The sequence below is a fragment of the Hydrogenophaga sp. PBL-H3 genome, assembly GCF_010104355.1.
In the GTDB taxonomy this organism is placed as follows: domain Bacteria; phylum Pseudomonadota; class Gammaproteobacteria; order Burkholderiales; family Burkholderiaceae_C; genus Hydrogenophaga.
Genome location: NZ_CP044972.1, coordinates 955,030 through 974,436 on the forward strand (window position 1 = coordinate 955,030; position 19,407 = coordinate 974,436).

Sequence of the window (19,407 nt, forward strand, 5' to 3'; positions counted from 1 at the left end):
GATTATCCCCGGCACAGCAACCGTTGCCGGAGTGCGTGCCCCATTGCAGAGATGCCGCGGATCCGGCTCCCCCGGTCCCAGGCATCGTCCCCCTCCGGGCGAAGCCGCGTCAGCGGCGCAGGGAGGGAGACAATACGTGCCATGCATCCAAAAGCCCTCCTGGACGAAAGCGCCATCCTGATCGAACAGGTTTTCAAGTTCGAACACCCTGCCGACGCCGTCGTTGCCCGCCATTTTCGCGAGAACCGTTCGCTCGGTTCCCGCGAGCGCGCCACGCTGTCCGACACGGTCTATTCCATCCTGCGTCAACGCCTCAAGTTCGAATGGCTCGCCCGCTCGGGCAGCGGCTCCAAGTGGCGCCGGCTGGCGATCCTGGCGTTTCCGGGTGACCGCGATTTCATCAAGAGCGCGCTCACCGAGTCCGAGAAGACCTGGCTTGACCACTGCGACGCCGTCACCGACGCCGACCTGATGGCGCCTCACCGCCACAACCTGCCCGAGTGGCTCGCCACCGCCCTGCGCGAGCAGGTGGGTGACGAATTTGATGCGCTGGTTGCCAGCCTGAACCTGCCCGCGTCTCTGGACCTGCGTGTCAACGTGCTCAAGGCCAAGCGCGAAGCGGTGCTGGCCTCGCTGCAAAAAGCGGGTCTGTCAGGGGCCGCCACGCCGTATTCGCCCTTGGGCATCCGCCTGCAGGGCAAACCGTCATTGGCCAAACTGCCCGCGTTCACCGAAGGCGAGGTCGAGGTGCAGGACGAGGGCTCTCAGCTGCTGGCCCTGTTGCTGGACGCCAAGCGCGGAGAGATGGTGGTGGACTTCTGCGCCGGTGCCGGGGGCAAGACCCTGGCCATCGGCGCCGCCATGCGCAACAGCGGTCGTCTCTACGCCTTCGACACCTCCGGCCACCGATTGGACGCGCTCAAACCGCGCCTGGCACGCAGCGGCCTGTCCAACGTGCACCCGGTGGCCATTGCCCACGAGCGCGATGACCGCATCAAACGGCTGGCCGGCAAGATCGATCGGGTGCTGGTCGATGCACCGTGTTCGGGCCTGGGCACATTGCGCCGCAGCCCCGACCTGAAGTGGCGCCAGACCCCCCAGACCGTGGCCGCCCAGGCCGAACTGCAGCTCGCCATCTTGAACAGCGCGGCACGTCTGCTCAAGCCAGGCGGGCGCCTGGTGTATGCCACCTGCAGCTTGCTGAAGCAGGAAAACGAGGAGGTCTGTGCCGCTTTCGAGGCGGCCCATGCCGAATTCGAGGTGGTGCCCGCCGCCGGTTTGCTGGACACCGCCCAAGTCCAGAATGCGGCCTCCCTGTGCCAGGGCGACGAAGGGCGGTGGTTGCGTCTGTGGCCGCATCGGCATGCTACGGACGGCTTTTTTGCCGCCGTCTGGCGGAAAAGGCCTTGAAAAGCCGTCAATTCACTTGATCTGGGGCAGTAGTTTCCACATTAAGGGCGGGATATGGGTTGGTGAATATCACCCTCGCCCTTAAAATTGTGGGCGTTACTGCTCCGGGTGCCCTGGAGCCCACTCGGTATCCATCCGCTCCCCCGGGGCGGTCTATTGGGAAATCAATGTCCTCTTCCGACTTCGGTATTTTTGCGTCCATCTGGGACGGCCTCATCCAGTTCCTCGCACACGGCCTGACCGGCGCGACCTGGTGGCAAACCATGATCGTGGCCCTGGTGTTCACCCACATCACCATCGCCAGCGTCACCATCTACCTGCACCGCCACCAAGCTCACCGCTCGCTGGACCTGCACCCGATCGCATCGCACTTCTTCCGCTTCTGGCTCTGGATGACCACCGGCATGGTCACCAAGGAATGGACGGCCATCCACCGCAAACACCACGCCAAGTGCGAACACGAAGGTGACCCGCACAGCCCGGTGGTGTTCGGCATCAAGAAGGTTTTCTTTGAAGGCAGCGAGCTGTATCGCGCCGAAGCCAAGAACCAGGAAACCCTTGACCGTTACGGCCACAACACGCCCAACGACTGGGTCGAGCGCGAGTTCTACACCGGCCGTTCGCGCCTGGGTGTGAGCCTCATGATGATCATCAACGTGGCGCTGTTCGGCGTGTTGGGCGTGACCGTCTGGGCGATCCAGATGATCTGGATCCCGATCACCGCAGCCGGCATCATCAACGGCATTGGCCACTGGTGGGGTTATCGCAATTTCGAGGCGACCGACGCCAGTACCAACGTGTCGCCCTGGGGCATCATCATCGGCGGCGAAGAGCTGCACAACAACCACCACACCTACCCCACGTCGGCCAAGCTCTCGGTCAAGCCCTACGAGTTCGACATTGGCTGGATGTACATCAGCATGCTGCGCTCGGTGGGCCTGGCTTCGGTCAAGAAGCTCCCTCCCAAGATGGCGTTCGGCGACGTGAAGCCGGTGGCCGACGAAAAAACGTTGGAAGCGATCATTGCTAACCGCTACGAAGTGATGGCTGGCTACGCTCGCGAAATGCGCGCGGCCTGCAAGCGAGAGATCGAGGCCCTGCAACACCGCCGGGGCGATGCCACCGTGTTGCAGTCTGCCCGCCAGTGGCTGCACCGCGACGACGACAAGGTGCCGGCCAACGTCAAGCCCCAGCTGGCCCAAGTGCGCGCCGAGCATCCTGTGCTCGACAAGATGGTGACCATGCGCGAAGAACTGCGTGCCCTGTGGTCCAGCACCACAGCCACCCGCGAACAACTCGCCACCGACCTGCAGGCGTGGTGCCGCCGGGCTGAAGAAAGCGGTATTGCCGCACTGCGCGACTTCTCCATTCGTCTACGCTCCGCTCACGCCTGAACTTGACTCGTCCAGAAGAAACCACCCCGCGGGGTGGTTTTTTCATGGGCAGATGATGATCGATGGCCCGCAAAAAAGCCGCTGATGGCAGCGGCTTTTTTGCTGGAAGAAACCCCGCTTATTTCAGCTTGATTTCTTTGTAGTCCACGTGCTTGCGAGCTTTTGGATCAAACTTTTTGATCAGCATCTTCTCGGGCGTGGTCTTCTTGTTCTTGGTGGTGGTGTAGAAGTGGCCGGTTCCAGCGGTGGATTCCAGCTTGATCTTCTCGCGTGCGCCTTTGGTTGCCATGTTCGGTTCTCCTTAAGCTTGACCGCGTGCGCGCAGGTCGGCGAGCACGGCGTCAATGCCGTTTTTGTCGATCAGGCGCAGGGCGGCACCGGAGACGCGCAGACGCACCCAGCGGTTTTCGCTCTCGACCCAGAAACGGCGGTATTGCAGGTTCGGGAGGAACCGGCGCTTGGTTTTGTTGTTGGCGTGGGAAACATTGTTCCCGACCATGGGCTTCTTGCCCGTGACGTCGCAGACGCGTGCCATGAGGACACTCCGATCATTCAAACAGCTGCTGCCCGCGACCGGAAGTTGTTCCGTGCCTGGCCCATGCAGCCTCACCTCGCCAGGAAAGGGTGGCGGTAACCCGAATCTGCTGTGGCCCCGGTCGGACCATTAAACTCAGCAAAGCCCGCGATTATAGCCAATCGGCGATCTGGCCGGACAAGCCAGTCTTCAGGACGCGTTTTGCTCAAGGAACCGCTGGGCGTCCAGTGCGGCCATGCAGCCTGTGCCGGCGCTGGTGATGGCCTGGCGGTACACGTGGTCCTGAACGTCACCTGCTGCAAACACACCCGGTACGCTGGTCATGGTGGCCATGCCCTGCAGGCCCGAGCGGGTGGTGATGTAGCCGTCTTTCATGTCGAGTTGGCCCTTGAAGATGTCGGTGTTGGGCTGGTGGCCGATGGCGATGAAGCAGCCCTTGAGGGTGAGATCTTCGCTGGCGCCGGTCTGCACGTTTTTCAGGCGCACACCGGTCACGCCGGTCTGGTCGCCGAGCACCTCGTCGAGCGTGCTGTGCAGCTTGAGTTCGATCTTGCCGGCTGCGACCTTTTCCATCAGTTTGTCGATCAGGATCGCCTCGGCCTTGAAAGTGTCGCGGCGGTGCACCAGCGTGACCTTGCTGGCAATGTTGGACAGGTACAGCGCCTCTTCCACGGCTGTGTTGCCACCGCCCACGACGCTGACTTCTTGCCCGCGATAGAAGAAGCCGTCGCAGGTCGCGCAACCCGACACGCCCTTGCCCATGAAAGCTTCTTCGGAGGGCAAGCCGAGGTATTTGGCCGATGCGCCGGTGGCGATGATGAGCGCGTCGCAGCTGTATTCGCCGCTGTCGCCCTTGAGCACGAAGGGGCGTTTGCTGAAGTCAACCGCGTTGATGTGGTCAAAGATCATCTCGGTCTTGAATCGCTCGGCATGCGCCTGAAACCGCTGCATGAGGTCAGGGCCCTGCACGCCGTCGGCATCGGCTGGCCAGTTGTCCACGTCGGTGGTGGTCATGAGCTGGCCGCCTTGCGCGATGCCGGTGATGAGCACCGGGTTGAGGTTGGCGCGAGCGGCGTAGACGGCGGCGGTGTAGCCAGCGGGCCCCGAGCCGAGGATCAGTACTTTGGCGTGTTTCATGGTGCAAGTCCCCATCGCATTCAGGGGCAAGTGGTTTAGAGTCGGCGGTTATATTGGAGCGTCAGGTCAGCAGCCTGCGGTGCAGGGGCCTTGACTTCAGGTCATTGTATGAAACGGCGCCGCCAGCGCTTCCCAGAACAAGGAATACACGCATGTCTCTCCTGTCCAATCTCGATCTGATCCGCCGGGTTCCGTTGTTCTCCACCTTGACCCAGGCCCAGGCCGAGTCGGTGGCCGACTCCGTGATCAAGCGGCGCTTCAAGCGTGGAGAGTGCATCGTCGAGCAAGGCAAGAAGTCCAACTGCCTGGCCATCGTGCTGACGGGGCGGGCACGTGTTGTGACCACCGATACGCGCGGACGGGAGGTGATCCTGGCCACCATGAACCCGGGTGACTATGTGGGCGAGATGAGCCTGATCGACAACCAGCCGCACTCGGCCACGGTCAAGGCCGAGGTGCAGACCGATGTGCTGATTCTGGGGCGTGCCGAGTTCGCTCGCTGTCTGCCCGAGAACAGTTCCATGGCCTACGCCGTCATGAAGGGCCTGGTGCAGCGCCTGCGCCACGCCGACCGCAAGATCGAATCGCTCGCGCTGATGGATGTGTATGGCCGGGTGGCGCGTGCGCTGCTTGAGTTTGCCCAGCCCGACAAAGATGGTGTGCTGACGATCAAGGACCGCGTGTCGCGCCAGGACGTGGCGAAGATGATCGGCGCCTCGCGTGAGATGGTCAGCCGCGTCATGAAAGACCTGGAAGACAGGGGCTTCATCGAGATGACCGAAGACGGCAGCACCGTCATCAAGGAACGGTTGAATTCCCTGGGCTGAACCCCACGGCCGTGCACGCGCGGCCGGTCATTCGGGCATGGGCTTGGGGTAAGCTAGCTGCTGGACATTTGAACAGCCCATGACCTACTCACTGAACACCCTCAACGCCGACCGTGCGGGCCAACCGCAGGTCGGCGTTTCTCGTTTTGCCCAGGAAATCGGCCTGGTGCTGGGGGCGGCTGCATTGGCCTTCTGGCTGCTCGCCTTGATGAGCCACTCGCTGGTCGACCCGGCCTGGAGCACCACCGGAACCGCAATGGAAGTGGGCAACTGGGGTGGCCGACTGGGCGCACTGGTGGCTGACTGGAGCTACTACCTCTTCGGCTTCTCGGTCTGGTGGTGTTTCCTGGTCGGTGTCAGGGCGTGGTTGTCCGCCCTGGCCGGATGGATTCGCGGTACACGGGCCGAAGTAGGTGACGGACAGGATGACCGACTCTGGCAACGCCCCTGGGCGCGGCGCAGCCTGTTCTGGCTGTCGCTCGTTACCCTGATGGCCGCCAGCACCGTGCTGGAATGGAGTCGGCTGTACCGACTGGAAGCGCTGTTGCCGGGCCATGCGGGTGGTGTGCTCGGGCATGGTCTCGGCGCGTTTTCCATGCGCTGGCTGGGGTTCACTGGCTCGGCGCTGGTCATGCTGGCGCTGTTGCTGGTGTGCCTGCCGCGCGTTTTCCGCTTTTCCTGGGGCCATTGGGCCGAGGAGGTCGGGCACACACTGGACGGCTGGTTCGAAGCGCGCCGCGAGAAGCGCGAAGCGGTGGAAGACCATCGCATCGGCGAGAAGGCGGCGCGCGAACGCGAAGAAGTGGTGAAGGTCGAGCGGGTGGAGATCGAGGAGCACCACCCCACGCCGGTGGTGATCGAGCCCACGCTGGTCGATGTGCCCAAAAGCGAGCGTGTGGCCAAGGAGCGCCAGAAGCCGCTGTTCACCGAGCTGCCCGACAGCAAGCTGCCGCAGGTGGATCTGCTCGACAGCGCGCCAGCGCACCAGGCGGGTGTGGACAGTCAGACGCTGGAGATGACCAGCCGCCTGATCGAGAAGAAGCTCAAGGACTTTGGCGTGGATGTGCGCGTGGTCGCCGCAGCACCGGGCCCTGTCATCACGCGCTACGAGATCGAGCCAGCGACCGGCGTGAAGGGCTCGCAGATCGTCAACCTCGGGCGCGACCTGGCGCGTTCGCTCTCGCTGGTCTCCATCCGCGTGATTGAAACCATTCCGGGCAAGAACCTGATGGCGTTGGAGCTGCCCAACGCGAAGCGCCAGACCATCAAGCTCAGTGAGATCCTGGGCTCGGCCGTCTACAACGATGCCAAATCGATGCTGACCATGGGCCTGGGCAAGGACATCGGAGGCCAACCCATCGTGGCCGATCTGGCCAAGATGCCGCATTGCCTGGTGGCTGGTACCACCGGCTCGGGCAAGTCGGTCGGCATCAACGCGATGATCCTGTCGCTTTTGTACAAGGCCGACGCACGCGACGTGCGCCTGCTGCTGATCGACCCCAAGATGCTGGAGATGAGCGTCTACGAGGGCATCCCGCACCTGCTGGCGCCTGTGGTGACCGACATGAAACACGCGGCCAACGGCCTGAACTGGTGCGTTGCCGAGATGGAGAAGCGCTACAAGCTGATGAGCAAGCTGGGCGTGCGCAACCTCGCGGGCTACAACGTGAAGATCGACGAGGCCAAGGCCCGCGGCGAGATCATCGGAAACCCGTTCAGCCTCACGCCCGAACAGCCTGAGCCGCTGGAGCGCCTGCCTTATATCGTGGTGGTGATCGACGAACTGGCCGACCTGATGATGGTGGTGGGCAAGAAGATCGAGGAGCTCATTGCACGCCTGGCGCAGAAGGCGCGCGCGGCCGGCATCCATTTGATCCTGGCCACCCAGCGCCCCAGCGTGGACGTGATCACCGGCCTGATCAAGGCCAACATTCCCACGCGCCTGTCGTTCCAGGTCAGCAGCAAGATCGACAGCCGCACCATCCTCGACCAGATGGGTGCCGAGAGCCTGCTGGGCATGGGTGACATGCTTTACATGCCGTCGGGTACAGGATTCCCGATCCGGGTGCATGGTGCGTTTGTGAGCGATGACGAAGTGCACCGCGTGGTGGCCTACCTCAAGGAACAGGGTGGCGAACCCAACTACATCGACGGCGTGCTGGAAGGCGGCGTGGCCGATGGCGAGGGAGGCGATCTGTTCGGCGAAGGCGGCGGTGAGGGCGGCGGCGAGAAGGATGCCCTGTACGACCAGGCGGTGGAGATCGTCATCAAGGACCGCAAGGCCAGCATTTCCTATGTGCAGCGCAAACTCAAGATCGGCTACAACCGTGCCGCCCGCTTGCTCGAAGACATGGAAAACGCTGGTCTGGTGAGTGCCCTCACATCGAGCGGGCAGCGCGACATTCTGGTGCCCGCGCGCGGCGAATGACGCTGGCTTGAACCGAGCCGGCCCAACCGGATCAGAACCCCATGATGAAGAAATTGACGATCGCGACCGCCCTGAGCCTTGCGACCCTGGGCGCTTGGGCCGATGGCCTGCAGGACCTGGAAAAGTTCCTGCGTGAAGTGGGCAGCGGCAAATCCAGCTTCACCCAGGTGGTGACGTCGCCCAAGCGCGCCACCGAAACCGTGGCGCGCAGCAAGACCTCCACCGGGCGCTTCGAATTCCTGCGGCCCAACCGTTTCCGGTTTGAGTACACCAAGCCGTTTGAGCAGACCATCGTGGCCGATGGCCAGACGCTGTGGCTGTATGACGTGGACCTGAATCAGGTCACGGCGCGCGGCCAGAAAGAGGTGCTGGGCAGCACGCCCGCGGCCTTGATTGCGGCGGGCGCTGACATCAAAGGTTTGTCGGACGCGTTTGAGCTCAAGCCTGGCGCGGCCAAAGACGGCCTGGAGTGGCTGGAGGCGAAGCCGAAGGACCGCAACGGCCAGCTGCAACTGGTGCGTGTGGGCTTCAAGCAAGGCCAGCTCTCGGTGCTCGACATTGAAGACAGCCTGGGCCAGCGTTCGGTGCTCACCTTCAACGACTGGCAGTCCAACGCCCCGTTGAAAGCGACCGACTTCAAGTTCCAGCCGCCGGCAGGCGCCTCTGTCATGCGGCCCTGACATCCGTGGCCTCTCCCAGTCCCCACGCGCCCCTGGCCGAGCGGCTTCGTCCACGCACCCTGGGCGAAGTCATCGGCCAGCAGCACATGCTGGGCGAAGGCATGGCATTGCGCCTGGCCTTTGAATCGGGCCAACCGCACAGCTGCATCCTGTGGGGGCCTCCCGGTGTGGGCAAGACCACGATCGCGCGTCTCATGGCCGACGCCTTCGACGCGCAGTTCCTCACCATCAGCGCGGTGCTCGGCGGGGTGAAGGACATCCGCGAGGCGGTGGAGCGGGCCGAGGCCGCTCGCAGCGGGCTCTCGCCGCAACGCACCATCCTGTTCGTCGATGAGGTTCACCGCTTCAACAAGAGCCAGCAGGACGCCTTTTTGCCGCACGTGGAAAGCGGCCTGTTCACCTTCATCGGCGCCACCACCGAAAACCCGTCGTTCGAAGTCAACTCGGCCTTGCTCTCGCGCGCGGCCGTCTATGTGCTGCAGCCGCTGTCGGAAGACGACCTGAAGCTGATCGTGGCCAAGGCGCAGGGCATCGACGCGGTGCCGGCCATGGAAGCCGCCGCCACCGACCGCCTGATTGCCTACGCCGACGGTGATGCCCGACGCCTGCTCAACACGCTGGAGACACTGGCCGTGGCGGCTGGTCGTGAAAGGCTCACCGAGATCACCGACGCCTGGCTGCTCAAGGTGCTGGGCGAGCGCATGCGCCGTTACGACAAGGGAGGTGAGCAGTTCTACGACACCATCAGTGCCTTGCACAAAAGCGTGCGCGGCTCCGACCCGGACGCGGCGCTTTATTGGTTCGTGCGCATGCTCGACGGCGGCGCCGACCCGCGCTACATGGCGCGGCGCTTCATCCGGATGGCGGCCGAAGACATCGGCCTGGCCGACCCGCGCGCGCTGCGTCTGGCGCTGGACGCCGCCGAGGTGTACGAGCGCCTGGGCAGCCCCGAGGGCGAACTGGCACTGGCCGAGTGCGTGATCTATCTGGCCGTGGCGCCCAAGTCCAACGCGGTCTACAAGGCCTTCAACGAGGCCAAGGCCTTCGTGAAGAAGGACGGCACGCGCCCGGTGCCCATGCACTTGCGCAACGCGCCCACCAAGCTCATGAAAGAGCTCGACTACGGCAAGGGCTACCGGTATGCGCACGATGAAGAGGGCGGTTTTGCCGCGGGCGAGCGCTACCTGCCCGAGGGCATGGCCGAGCCGGGCTTCTACCGGCCGGTGGAGCGTGGTCTGGAGTTGCGCATCGCCGATAAGCTGCGTGAACTCAAGAATCGCAACAATCAAAATAACTAATGCATTCCCATTCGCGCTGATGCAAGCGGCGGGGTGTCAGCAAAATCCCGGGTAAACCCTTGTGCGCTAAGGGCTTACACGCATGTGGCCCCCAAAAGCGCCTCATTACAATCCGTCCACCAACCCGCAGTCTGTCCTGTTCCAAGGTCATGTCTGGCGGGTTTTTTGCTAGGTTGAAACAGGCCAGCGCCACAAGCGTCCCTCGGCCTGTCACACACACGGAGAATCTTCATGGAAGTTTTGCTACAGCAGATCATCAACGGTCTGGTGCTGGGCAGCATGTATGCGCTGGTGGCTCTGGGTTACACCATGGTCTACGGCATCATCGGGCTGATCAATTTCGCCCACGGCGACGTGCTCATGGTGGGCGCACTCACCAGTTGGACCATCATCGGCGTGATGCAGGACGCCACACCCGGCATGCCTGGCTGGCTCGTGCTCCTGCTGGCGGTGATCATTGCCATGGTGGTTTGCGCTTCCCTCAACTTCACGATTGAAAAGCTGGCCTACCGCCCGCTGCGCAACTCGTCCCGACTGGCCCCACTGATCACGGCCATCGGCATGTCGCTGCTTCTGCAGACGTTTGCCATGATCATCTGGAAACCCAATCCCAAGTCGTACCCGAACATGCTGCCGACCGAGCCGCTTCACTTCGGCGGCGCGGTGATTTCCATCACCCAGATCACCATCCTGGCCACCACTGTCATCACGCTGGCTTTCCTCATGTGGCTGGTCAACCGCACCAACCTGGGGCGCGCCATGCGCGCCACCGCCGAGAACCCGCGCGTGGCGGCCCTCATGGGCATCAAGCCCGACGTGGTGATTTCCGCCACCTTCATCATTGGCGCCATGCTCGCGGCCATCGCTGGCGTGATGTGGGCCTCCAATTACGGCACGGTGCAGCACGCCATGGGCTTCATGCCCGGTCTCAAGGCCTTTGTGGCTGCGGTGATGGGTGGCATTGGCAACCTCGCCGGCGCGGTGGTCGGCGGTATTGCCCTGGGCCTGATCGAATCCCTGGGCGCCGGCTACCTCGGCAAGCTCACCGGGGGGGTGCTGGGCAGCCAGTACACCGACATCTTTGCCTTCATCGTGCTGGCCGTCGTGCTCACGCTGCGCCCCTCGGGCCTGCTGGGTGAACGTGTGGCCGACCGCGCCTGACCGCCAGGAGACATCACATGATGAACACCAAAACCGGCAAGCTGGCCGTCTTCCTGATCGCGGGCGCTGTCCTGCTGTTGCTGCCCATCCTGCTGCAGTCCACCGGCAGCAACTCCTGGGTGCGCATTCTCGACATCGCCCTGCTCTATGTGTTGCTGGCCTTGGGCCTGAACATTGTGGTGGGCTACGCCGGCCTGCTTGACCTGGGCTACATCGCGTTCTTCGCGGTGGGTGCCTATGTGTTTGCGCTGCTGGGCTCGCCCCACCTTGCCGACACCTTCCCTGCCATCAAGGCCATGTTCCCGCAGGGCATCCACTACAGCATCTGGATCGTGATGATCCTGGCCGCGTTGGTGGCCGGTGTCGTCGGCATGATCCTGGGGGCGCCCACGCTCAAGCTGCGCGGTGACTACCTGGCCATCATCACCTTGGGCTTCGGCGAGATCATTCGCATCTTCCTGCTCAACATGGACCGTCCGGTGAACATCACCAACGGTCCCAAGGGCATCAGCCAGATCGACACCATTTCGGTCTTTGGTCTCGATCTCGGCAAGCGGCTGACCATCGGTGACTACTCCTTCCAGCCAGTCACGCTGTACTACTACCTGTTCCTTTTCTTCGTGGTGATGGCCATCGTCATTTCGTACCGCCTGCAGGACTCGCGCATCGGCCGCGCCTGGATGGCCATTCGCGAGGACGAGATAGCCGCCAAGGCCATGGGCCTGAACACCCGCAACCTCAAGCTGCTCGCCTTTGGCATGGGCGCTTCGTTTGGCGGTGTGTCTGGTGTGCTGTTCGCCTCGTTCCAGCGCTTCGTGTCGCCCGAGTCGTTCTCGCTCATGGAGTCGGTGATGGTGGTGGCCATGGTCGTGCTGGGCGGTATCGGCCACATTCCCGGCGTGGTGCTCGGCGCCTTGCTGCTGGCCGGCCTGCCCGAGCTGTTGCGTCACGTGGCACATCCGCTCACCGCCATGACCGACGGCCGCCTGGCACCCGAAATCCTGCGCCAGTTGCTCATCGCACTGGCCATGGTGATCGTGATGCTGATCCGTCCCAAAGGCTTGTGGCCCGCGCCCGAGCATGGCAAGTCCTTGTCCAAGTGAGCGGAGCAACTTCAATGACCGACACGATTCTCAAAGTTGCCAATGTCTCCAAACGCTTCGGTGGCCTGCAAGCCCTCAGCGATGTGGGCATGGAAATCAAACGCGGCCAGGTTTATGGCCTGATCGGCCCCAACGGGGCCGGCAAAACGACCTTCTTCAACGTGCTGACCGGCCTGTACACGCCCGACAGCGGTTCTTTCGAACTCGCCGGCAAGCCCTACACGCCCAGTGCCGTGCACGAGGTGGCCAAGGCTGGCATCGCGCGAACCTTTCAGAACATCCGCCTCTTCGCCGAAATGACCGCGCTGGAAAACGTGATGGTCGGGCGCCACGTGCGCACGCACTCGGGCCTGATCGGCGCGGTGTTGCGCACGCCCGGATTCAAGCGCGAAGAAGCCGAGATCACGGCGCGAGCTCGCGAACTCCTGGCCTATGTCGGCATCGAGCGCTTCGCTGACTACAAGTCGCGCACGCTCAGCTACGGTGACCAGCGTCGTCTGGAGATCGCGCGCGCGCTGGCCACCGATCCCCAGTTGATTGCCCTGGACGAGCCCGCCGCCGGCATGAACGCCACCGAAAAGGTGCAACTGCGCGAGCTGATCGACCAGATCCGCAACGACAACCGCACCATCCTGCTGATCGAACACGACGTGAAGCTGGTCATGGGCCTGTGCGACCGCGTGACCGTGCTTGACTACGGCAAGCAGCTCTCGTCGGGCTCGCCGGCCGATGTGCAGCGCGACCCCAAGGTGATCGAGGCCTACCTCGGCACCGGTGGCCACTGAACCAGGACGCACACACATGGCAAACACTCTCCTCAAAGTCAGCGGCCTGAAGGTCGCTTACGGCGGCATCAAGGCCGTCAAGGGCATCGACCTCGAAGTGAACGAAGGCGAGTTGATCTCGCTGATCGGTTCCAACGGCGCGGGCAAGACCACCACCATGAAGGCCGTGACCGGTTCGCTCGCCTTTGAAGCCGGCGACATCGAGTACATGGGCCAGAGCATCAAGGGCAGAGGCGCCTGGGATCTGGTGAAACAGGGCCTGGCCATGGTGCCCGAAGGTCGTGGCGTGTTCACGCGCATGACCATCACTGAAAACCTGCAGATGGGCGCCTACATCCGCAACGACAAGCCTGGCATTGCACAGGACATCGAGAAGATGTTCGGCATCTTCCCGCGCCTGCGTGAGCGCAAGGACCAGCTTGCCGGCACCATGAGCGGCGGCGAACAGCAGATGCTGGCCATGGCGCGCGCACTCATGAGCCAGCCCAAGGTGCTGCTGCTCGACGAGCCCTCCATGGGCCTGTCGCCCATCATGGTCGACAAGATCTTCGAGGTGGTGCGCGACGTGTCCAAGCAGGGCGTGACCATCCTGCTGGTGGAGCAGAACGCCCGCCGCGCGCTGCAGATTGCCGACCGGGGCTACGTGATGGACTCTGGCGAAATCATCATGACCGGCAAGGGCCGCGACATGCTGGATGACCCGAAAGTGCGCGCAGCGTATTTGGGCGAGTAAAGCGCCCCCACGCTTCGCCGCTCCGCGGGTCGCTGCCCCCCAAGGGGGCTGATTCGCCTTGGGGCGGCCCGGCGGCGAATCGGGCCTCTTGTCCAAACCTACAATTGAGGGTTGCGCACACCGGTGCTCAACCCTCTTTTCATTCATGACCCAAGTCCACACCCCCGATGCCAGCGCCCCCGCGCACGACGACAACCAGCTGATCGCGGAGCGCCGCGAGAAGCTCAAGGTGATGCGCGAAGCGCAGCAGCGGGGCGAGGGCGTGGCCTTCCCTAACGACTTCAAACCGTCCGACAAGGCGGCCGAGCTGTTCGCGGTGCACGGCGAGACCACCAAGGAAGCGCTCGAAGCCAACCCGGTGCGTGCCTGCGTGGCAGGGCGAATGATGCTCAAGCGCGTGATGGGCAAGGCCAGCTTTGCCACGCTGCAGGACGCCTCGTTCGGCCCCAGCGGCGGCCGCATCCAGATCTACATGAACAACGACAGCGTGGGTGAGGCCCTGCACAACGCGTTCAAGCACTGGGACCTGGGCGACATCGTGGCGGCCGAGGGCGTGCTGTTCCGCACCCGCACCGGTGAGCTGACCATCCACGCCGACAGCGTTCGCCTCATCACCAAGAGCCTGCGTCCGCTGCCCGACAAGTTCCACGGCATCGCCGATCAGGAGATCAAGTACCGCCAGCGTTATGTGGACCTGATGACCGACGAGAGCGCGCGCCAGCGTTTCGTCAACCGCAGCCGCGGCATCTCCAGCCTGCGCGGCTTCATGGTCAGCCACGGTTTTCTCGAAGTCGAGACGCCGATGCTGCACCCGATCCCGGGCGGCGCCAACGCCAAGCCGTTCAAGACCCACCACAACGCGCTGGACCAGGAGATGTTTCTGCGCATCGCGCCCGAGCTGTACCTGAAGCGGCTGCTGGTGGGTGGATTCGACCGCGTGTTCGAGATCAACCGCAACTTCCGCAACGAAGGCATCAGCGTGCGCCACAACCCCGAGTTCACCATGATGGAGTTCTACGCGGCGTACTGGAATTACCAGGACCTGATGAGCTTCACCGAAGACCTCATCCGCCATGTGGTGCGCGAGGTGCGCGGCGACGTGCCGCTGACCTACCAGGGCCAGCCGGTGGACGTGACCTCACCCTTTGAGCGCCTCACCATCCGCGAAGCCATCCTCAAGCACACCGAGGCCGGCGACAACGTGGACAGCATGGAGTGGTTGCTGAACCAGTTGAAGAAGCTCGGCTTGACCGAGGCCAAACACCAGCTCTCCACGCGCAGCCTCGCCAGCCTGCAGGTGATGTACTTTGAAGAAAAGGTCGAAGACAAGCTCTGGAACCCGACCTTCATCATGGACCACCCCACCGAGATTTCGCCGCTGGCCCGCGCCAACGATGCCAAGCCCGAGGTGACCGAGCGCTTCGAGCTCTACATCACCGGGCGTGAATTCGGCAATGCCTTCTCGGAGCTCAACGACGCCGAAGACCAGGCCGCGCGCTTCCACGCGCAGGTGTCGGCCAAGGACGGCGGCGACGATGAGGCCATGCATTTCGACGCCGACTACATCCGTGCGCTCGAATACGGCATGCCCCCGGCCGGTGGGTGTGGCATCGGCATTGACCGCCTGATGATGCTGCTGACCGACAGCGCCAGCATCCGCGATGTGATCCTCTTCCCCGCCCTGAGGCGAGAACACTGAGCCCTCACGCTCACCCGCTGCGCGAGGTCCGCTGCCCCCCACGGGGGCTGATTCGCCTTGGGAGCGGCCCGGCGGCGAATCCTCGCCCTGATCAGAAGTTGAGTTTCAGGATGGTCCTGCGGCCGTCCTGACGCAGCGTGCCCAGGCCCGTGCCCAGCCAGTCCAGGTGGGCTTGTGCGTTGCTCTCCAGATCGGAGCCGCTGGCTGCGTCGGGCAGCAATGCCAGCACCACCTTGAACTTCAACGTGGCACCCACCGGCAACTGGCTGGACGGGCGCAAGCCCCCTGCCACGATGCTCGTGGCTGCGGCCACCACCTGGGCTTCACGCACCGGGCCTTCCATCAGCAGGGCCAGTGTGCTGTCGTTGACCCGACCGGCCGTGTCCACGTCGCGTGCCACCGATCTCAACAACGAACCCGTGAGCACCAGAGCCCGGTCGGCCACCTCACGTCCGTGGGTGTCGGCAAACCAGGCGTGGTTGTCCAGATCGATCAGCAGCAGCGCGCTGCGGTGCTGGTAGCGCTGGGCACGCACCAGGCTTTCGTGCAGGCGCAGCATGAAGTTGTGGCGGTTGGTCAGTCCTGTGAGCGGTTCGGTCAGCGCCAGCGCACGGGCGCGCGTTTGCGCCTCGTGTTGCATGGACGACCGTTGCAGCAGGCCGTAGATGAGCAAGGGCGCTTCGATGGCCGCAGCCATCACCATGCCGTATTGCGACAGGAAGCCCGAGGACACCAGACCGAAGTTGCGCAACACCGGCAACGTGCCGGCGATGAGCACCGGCAGGATGCCCAGCGCGATCCAGCGCACCCAGCGGTCTCCCGTGCGCCAGGCCGCCCACAGCATCGCGTACACCAGCACCATGGTCAGCGCTCCGGCGGCGGTCACGGCTTGCAGACTGGAGGCGGTGGGGCGCACCACGTCCCAGGCGGTCAGCACCAGGAACACGCCCGCCAGGCTCAGGGCCAGCCGGTCCAGACCACGACCAATGCGCCGTGGCTGCACCACATGTCGCACGAACAGCAGGCCCGAGACGGCCGTGAGCGGCAGCAGCACGAACTCGGCCAGGCCGTTCCAGCGGGGCCAGGCCGGCCACACGAACTGTCCGCCCACGCCCAGCGACGCGGCCAGCGCCAGGCCCAGCACGGTGACGTACACCGCGTAGGCTGCAAAGCTGGTGTCGCGGAACACCAGGGCGTTGGCCACGGCGGTGGCGACCAGCAGCGCCGCCATGCCGAAGTACGCACCCAGCAGAAACTGCTGGTGGATGCGCAGTTCGCGCAGGGTGTTGTGGTTGTGGACCAGCAGTTCACCCGAGAACGGCACGCGGGCGTGTTCGATGCGCACCCAGTAGGTCACGGGCTGGTCGACGCGTGGATCGAGCGCGAACACCGGGTAGCGGTCGGGGTAGGCCCAGTCGCGCACGGCGAGGCGGTCGCCTGCGTGCTGCGCGTGCCAGCCCCCGTCGGCCCGGCGGTGAAACAGGCTCACCCGGTCGGTGCCCGAGTGGGTGAGCTCCAGCTCCCAGTGCGCGCTGTTGTCCTTGACCTCGGCGTCAAAGCGAACCCACAGCACGGCACCTTGAGTCAGTTGCACGCGGCTGCCTGGCGCCCGCACGCCAAAGGGCAGGTCGTTGTACCGGGCTTCCAGTTGTTGGGGTGTCATCGCGCCACTGGCGTCCACCCAGAAGGTGCTGCGCCCGGCCAGAGACAGGGTGTTCTGGCTCCCGTCCAGCATCAGGGGGCGGGGCAGAGGCGCCGGTTGAGCCCAGGCCGAGTTGAGTGCGTACAACGTCAGGCCGATGAAGGCGCACAGGCGGAGAAATGGAGTCACAAGCGGGTCGATGCGCCAGATGCGCGAAAGCAGGAAGGCGTTCATTGTGTCTCGTGAGGATGAAGGCCGGCTTCCGCTCATGCCCGACGCCGGTGCGCGACAGGCGAAAAAAAACCCCGGACGCCAAGGCAACCGGGGTGGACGCAGACGGTGGCGTCCGCGCTCAAGCGTAGGCGGCCAGCGCCTTGCGCATCTTTTTCATGGCCGCCACTTCAATCTGGCGCACCCGCTCGGCACTCACCCCGTATTCGGCCGCCAGCTCATGCAGCGTCATGCCGCCAGAGCCGTCGTCGTTCACCTTGAGCCAGCGCTCGCTCACGATGCGACGCGAACGGTCGTCGAGTTCGCTCATGGCCAGCGCCACACCCTCGGTGGCCAAGGCATCGCGCTCGGCCGATTCCAGCACGGCGGTGGGCTCGTGGGTGGCGTCCGCCAGATAGGCAATGGGGCCGAAGGCGTCTTCACCATCGTCGCCCGGCGTCGGGTCCAGCACCACGTCACCACCCGAGAGGCGCGTTTCCATTTCGCGCACTTCTTCCGGCTTCACGTTGAGCTCTTTGGCCATGATGCCCACCTCAACGTCGCTCAACACCTCGCGGTGGGTGTCGCCGTCCAGCGCGTCGGAGCGAAAGCCCTGCTTGCGCGAGCGCAGGTTGAAAAACAGCTTGCGCTGCGCCTTGGTCGTGGCCAGCTTGACCATGCGGCAGTTCTTCAAGACGTATTCGTGGATCTCGGCCTTGATCCAGTGCATGGCGTAGCTCACCAGGCGCACGCCCTGGTCGGGGTCGAAGCGCTTGACCGCCTTCATCAGGCCGACGTTGCCTTCCTGGATCAGGTCGCCGTGGGGCAAGCCATAGCCCAGGTACTGGCGCGCGATGGACACCACCAGGCGCAGGTGCGACATCACCAGTTGGCCCGCGGCTTCCAGGTCGTTGTCGTCGCGCAGGCGGCGCGCGGCCTTCTGCTCTTCGTCCAGCGTGAGCAGCGGCAGGCGGTTGACCGCGGAAATATAGGCATCCAGGTTGCCCAGGGGCGGCACCAGAGCCCAGGGATTCGCCACGGCGACCTGACCACTGGTGGCGGCGGAAATGGGGGCAAGTGAGTGGGACATGCAGAACCTCCTCAGGACTGTTGGAAGAATATTAGCACTCTCTGTGACTGAGTGCTAAGGACGAAGTTCCACAAACCCGGGCCCACAAGGCCTTCCCGATGCCACTACAGTTCGGGGCGCCAACCCACCAGGACAAAACCATGCCACGCCCCGTTCTCGACGAAGCCGCCATCCACCCCGCCATTCAGCAAAAAGTGGCCAACCTCAACAACGAGTTGCTGCGCCAGGTCCAGGCCGAGGTGGCCTCCAACGCTGTGATGGTGTTCGGCATGGCGGGCAACCCCTGGGTGGGCAAGGCCCGCAAGACGCTGGATGCCGCCGGTGTGGCGCATGGTTACCTGGAGATCGGCAGCTACTTTTCGCAGTGGCGCCGGCGCAATGCCCTCAAGATGTGGACTGGCTGGCCAACATTCCCCATGGTGTTCGTGCGTGGTGTGCTGGTGGGTGGTGCACAAGACGTGCAACGGCTCGCCGAGACGGGTGAACTGAAGCAGCTTCTGGCCGCATGATTCCGGCATCCCGACCCCCCAAGCCCGAGGTGTGGCGCTGCGATGTGGGCGGAGCGTCGGTGGCGGTGCTCGACATTCCGGGCTCGCTGGAGCGGCACCGCACGTTCGACGTGGATATTGCCCTCCTTGTGCGGGTGCCCCAGCCGCTGGCGGGTGCCTGGCATGCCCTGACGGTCGAGCTGGACGGCAAACAGAAGTGGTCGCGCCGCATTGCCAGCAGCAGCCCCGGCCAGACCGACGGGCTGGACTACCACTGCCGCATCGAACTGCCCACCGGTCGGGCGCTGCGCGTGCGCGCGGTGGCCGCAGCCTCCGGCTCGGTCGTGCGCCAGCTGGCGGTGGAAGCACGGGAAGAACTCCCGGCTCGTTGATGGTGCGTTGTGGGGAGTAACCTGTAGGCCACTCATTTGTCCACAAGGTAACCGCCATGGAAACGTCGTTCCACCGCTTCTCTGACCTGTTCGCCCAGCTCGGCCTGTCGTCCGACCCCGCCTCCATCGCTGCGTTCCTGCGCACCCACTCACCGTTGGCAGACGATGTGCGCCTGGCCGATGCGCCGTTCTGGACGGATGCTCAAAGCGCCTTGTTGCGCGAGGAGCTCCTGGAGGACGCCGACTGGGCGGAGGTGGTGGATCAACTGAACGGGGCGCTGCGGGGGCCGGCGGCATGAGCTGACGGTCTTTGACGCAAAGGGACATCGCTGGGGCCTGCAGATCTTCGCAAGGTGGGCGCAGTGCCATCCACGGGGACGCCGATGCACGCTTGC

The 19,407-nt window shown here is 64.1% G+C and carries 19 protein-coding genes; 14 read left to right on the top strand and 5 right to left on the bottom strand.

Annotated elements, in window-relative coordinates:
* Positions 1-141: 141 nt before the first annotated feature.
* Positions 142-1,410 carry an RsmB/NOP family class I SAM-dependent RNA methyltransferase gene (locus F9Z44_RS04610; protein ID WP_159604009.1) on the top strand — a complete coding sequence of 423 codons (1,269 nt, stop codon included), beginning with the start codon at positions 142-144 and terminating at the stop codon, positions 1,408-1,410.
* Positions 1,411-1,577: 167 nt separating this feature from the next.
* Positions 1,578-2,804 (top strand): DesA family fatty acid desaturase, encoded by a 1,227-nt coding sequence (locus tag F9Z44_RS04615; protein ID WP_159604012.1) that lies wholly within the window; start codon positions 1,578-1,580, stop codon positions 2,802-2,804.
* A 118-nt stretch (positions 2,805-2,922) separates the two neighbouring features.
* On the opposite strand, the gene rpmG is transcribed toward F9Z44_RS04615, so the two are convergent.
* The 3 genes from rpmG to trxB all read right to left on the bottom strand — a co-directional run bounded on the left by rpmG (position 2,923) and on the right by trxB (position 4,476).
* Positions 2,923-3,093, bottom strand: coding sequence for a 50S ribosomal protein L33 (rpmG, locus tag F9Z44_RS04620; RefSeq protein WP_056269543.1), 171 nt, complete (start codon positions 3,091-3,093; stop codon positions 2,923-2,925).
* Positions 3,094-3,105: 12 nt separating this feature from the next.
* A complete protein-coding gene (gene rpmB, locus F9Z44_RS04625; RefSeq protein WP_056269541.1) occupies positions 3,106-3,339 on the bottom strand; it encodes a 50S ribosomal protein L28 in 234 nt (77 codons plus the stop codon).
* 189 nt (positions 3,340-3,528) lie between these two features.
* Positions 3,529-4,476: a thioredoxin-disulfide reductase gene (trxB, locus tag F9Z44_RS04630; RefSeq protein WP_159604014.1), complete on the bottom strand. Its 948-nt coding sequence runs from the start codon at positions 4,474-4,476 to the stop codon at positions 3,529-3,531.
* Between the two features lie 152 nt (positions 4,477-4,628).
* On the opposite strand from trxB, the gene F9Z44_RS04635 reads away from it, so the two are divergent.
* The 9 genes from F9Z44_RS04635 to lysS all read left to right on the top strand — a co-directional run bounded on the left by F9Z44_RS04635 (position 4,629) and on the right by lysS (position 15,190).
* The gene (locus F9Z44_RS04635; protein ID WP_159604016.1) at positions 4,629-5,303 is read left to right on the top strand and encodes a Crp/Fnr family transcriptional regulator; all 675 of its coding nucleotides are present in this window, start codon (positions 4,629-4,631) and stop codon (positions 5,301-5,303) included.
* A 79-nt stretch (positions 5,304-5,382) separates the two neighbouring features.
* Positions 5,383-7,731: a DNA translocase FtsK gene (locus F9Z44_RS04640; RefSeq protein ID WP_159604018.1), complete on the top strand. Its 2,349-nt coding sequence runs from the start codon at positions 5,383-5,385 to the stop codon at positions 7,729-7,731.
* Positions 7,732-7,775: 44 nt separating this feature from the next.
* Complete coding sequence (lolA, locus tag F9Z44_RS04645) at positions 7,776-8,411, top strand: outer membrane lipoprotein chaperone LolA (RefSeq protein WP_159608580.1); 636 nt, start codon at positions 7,776-7,778, stop codon at positions 8,409-8,411.
* On the top strand, positions 8,408-9,709 hold the full coding sequence (locus F9Z44_RS04650; protein WP_159608579.1) for a replication-associated recombination protein A: 1,302 nt from the start codon (positions 8,408-8,410) through the stop codon (positions 9,707-9,709). The genes lolA and F9Z44_RS04650 overlap by 4 nt, the downstream gene beginning before the upstream one ends.
* 231 nt (positions 9,710-9,940) lie before the next feature.
* Entirely contained in the window at positions 9,941-10,870 is a 930-nt protein-coding gene (locus F9Z44_RS04655) for a branched-chain amino acid ABC transporter permease (RefSeq protein WP_159604020.1), read from the top strand.
* Positions 10,871-10,887: 17 nt separating this feature from the next.
* Positions 10,888-11,973, top strand: a complete 1,086-nt coding sequence (locus tag F9Z44_RS04660; protein ID WP_159604022.1) for a branched-chain amino acid ABC transporter permease — start codon at positions 10,888-10,890, stop codon at positions 11,971-11,973.
* Between the two features lie 14 nt (positions 11,974-11,987).
* Entirely contained in the window at positions 11,988-12,758 is a 771-nt protein-coding gene (locus tag F9Z44_RS04665) for an ABC transporter ATP-binding protein (protein WP_159604024.1), read from the top strand.
* Positions 12,759-12,774: 16 nt separating this feature from the next.
* A complete protein-coding gene (locus F9Z44_RS04670) occupies positions 12,775-13,491 on the top strand; it encodes an ABC transporter ATP-binding protein (RefSeq protein ID WP_159604026.1) in 717 nt (238 codons plus the stop codon).
* Between the two features lie 145 nt (positions 13,492-13,636).
* Positions 13,637-15,190, top strand: a complete 1,554-nt coding sequence (gene lysS / locus F9Z44_RS04675) for a lysine--tRNA ligase (protein WP_159604028.1) — start codon at positions 13,637-13,639, stop codon at positions 15,188-15,190.
* 91 nt (positions 15,191-15,281) lie between these two features.
* Here lysS and F9Z44_RS04680 read toward each other — a convergent pair whose 3' ends face one another.
* Entirely contained in the window at positions 15,282-17,066 is a 1,785-nt protein-coding gene (locus F9Z44_RS04680; RefSeq protein ID WP_159604030.1) for a sensor domain-containing diguanylate cyclase, read from the bottom strand.
* A gap of 118 nt (positions 17,067-17,184) precedes the next feature.
* Complete coding sequence (gene rpoH, locus F9Z44_RS04685) at positions 17,185-18,132, bottom strand: RNA polymerase sigma factor RpoH (protein ID WP_159604032.1); 948 nt, start codon at positions 18,130-18,132, stop codon at positions 17,185-17,187.
* A gap of 140 nt (positions 18,133-18,272) precedes the next feature.
* On the opposite strand from rpoH, the gene F9Z44_RS04690 reads away from it, so the two are divergent.
* From F9Z44_RS04690 to F9Z44_RS04700, 3 genes are read left to right on the top strand one after another with little or no spacing between them, the layout of a single operon-like run.
* A complete protein-coding gene (locus F9Z44_RS04690; protein WP_159604034.1) occupies positions 18,273-18,641 on the top strand; it encodes a glutaredoxin domain-containing protein in 369 nt (122 codons plus the stop codon).
* Positions 18,638-19,012: a hypothetical protein gene (locus F9Z44_RS04695; RefSeq protein WP_159604036.1), complete on the top strand. Its 375-nt coding sequence runs from the start codon at positions 18,638-18,640 to the stop codon at positions 19,010-19,012. Before F9Z44_RS04690 ends, F9Z44_RS04695 begins: the two co-directional genes overlap by 4 nt.
* A 56-nt stretch (positions 19,013-19,068) precedes the next feature.
* Complete coding sequence (locus tag F9Z44_RS04700) at positions 19,069-19,311, top strand: DUF2789 domain-containing protein (protein ID WP_159604038.1); 243 nt, start codon at positions 19,069-19,071, stop codon at positions 19,309-19,311.
* The last annotated feature ends 96 nt before the right edge of the window (positions 19,312-19,407 follow it).

Bases quoted from the DNA above. Each gene is read 5' to 3' on its own strand.
- rpmG (WP_056269543.1), bottom strand. From the start codon at position 3,093: ATGGCAACCAAAGGCGCACGCGAGAAGATCAAGCTGGAATCCACCGCT.
- F9Z44_RS04610 (WP_159604009.1), top strand. From the start codon at position 142: ATGCATCCAAAAGCCCTCCTGGACGAAAGCGCCATCCTGATCGAACAG.
- F9Z44_RS04615 (WP_159604012.1), top strand. From the start codon at position 1,578: ATGTCCTCTTCCGACTTCGGTATTTTTGCGTCCATCTGGGACGGCCTC.
- F9Z44_RS04700 (WP_159604038.1), top strand. From the start codon at position 19,069: ATGGAAACGTCGTTCCACCGCTTCTCTGACCTGTTCGCCCAGCTCGGC.
- trxB (WP_159604014.1), bottom strand. From the start codon at position 4,476: ATGAAACACGCCAAAGTACTGATCCTCGGCTCGGGGCCCGCTGGCTAC.
- F9Z44_RS04680 (WP_159604030.1), bottom strand. From the start codon at position 17,066: ATGAACGCCTTCCTGCTTTCGCGCATCTGGCGCATCGACCCGCTTGTG.
- F9Z44_RS04660 (WP_159604022.1), top strand. From the start codon at position 10,888: ATGATGAACACCAAAACCGGCAAGCTGGCCGTCTTCCTGATCGCGGGC.
- F9Z44_RS04655 (WP_159604020.1), top strand. From the start codon at position 9,941: ATGGAAGTTTTGCTACAGCAGATCATCAACGGTCTGGTGCTGGGCAGC.
- F9Z44_RS04695 (WP_159604036.1), top strand. From the start codon at position 18,638: ATGATTCCGGCATCCCGACCCCCCAAGCCCGAGGTGTGGCGCTGCGAT.
- lolA (WP_159608580.1), top strand. From the start codon at position 7,776: ATGAAGAAATTGACGATCGCGACCGCCCTGAGCCTTGCGACCCTGGGC.
- F9Z44_RS04690 (WP_159604034.1), top strand. From the start codon at position 18,273: ATGCCACGCCCCGTTCTCGACGAAGCCGCCATCCACCCCGCCATTCAG.
- F9Z44_RS04635 (WP_159604016.1), top strand. From the start codon at position 4,629: ATGTCTCTCCTGTCCAATCTCGATCTGATCCGCCGGGTTCCGTTGTTC.
- rpmB (WP_056269541.1), bottom strand. From the start codon at position 3,339: ATGGCACGCGTCTGCGACGTCACGGGCAAGAAGCCCATGGTCGGGAAC.
- F9Z44_RS04670 (WP_159604026.1), top strand. From the start codon at position 12,775: ATGGCAAACACTCTCCTCAAAGTCAGCGGCCTGAAGGTCGCTTACGGC.
- rpoH (WP_159604032.1), bottom strand. From the start codon at position 18,132: ATGTCCCACTCACTTGCCCCCATTTCCGCCGCCACCAGTGGTCAGGTC.
- lysS (WP_159604028.1), top strand. From the start codon at position 13,637: ATGACCCAAGTCCACACCCCCGATGCCAGCGCCCCCGCGCACGACGAC.
- F9Z44_RS04665 (WP_159604024.1), top strand. From the start codon at position 11,988: ATGACCGACACGATTCTCAAAGTTGCCAATGTCTCCAAACGCTTCGGT.
- F9Z44_RS04640 (WP_159604018.1), top strand. From the start codon at position 5,383: ATGACCTACTCACTGAACACCCTCAACGCCGACCGTGCGGGCCAACCG.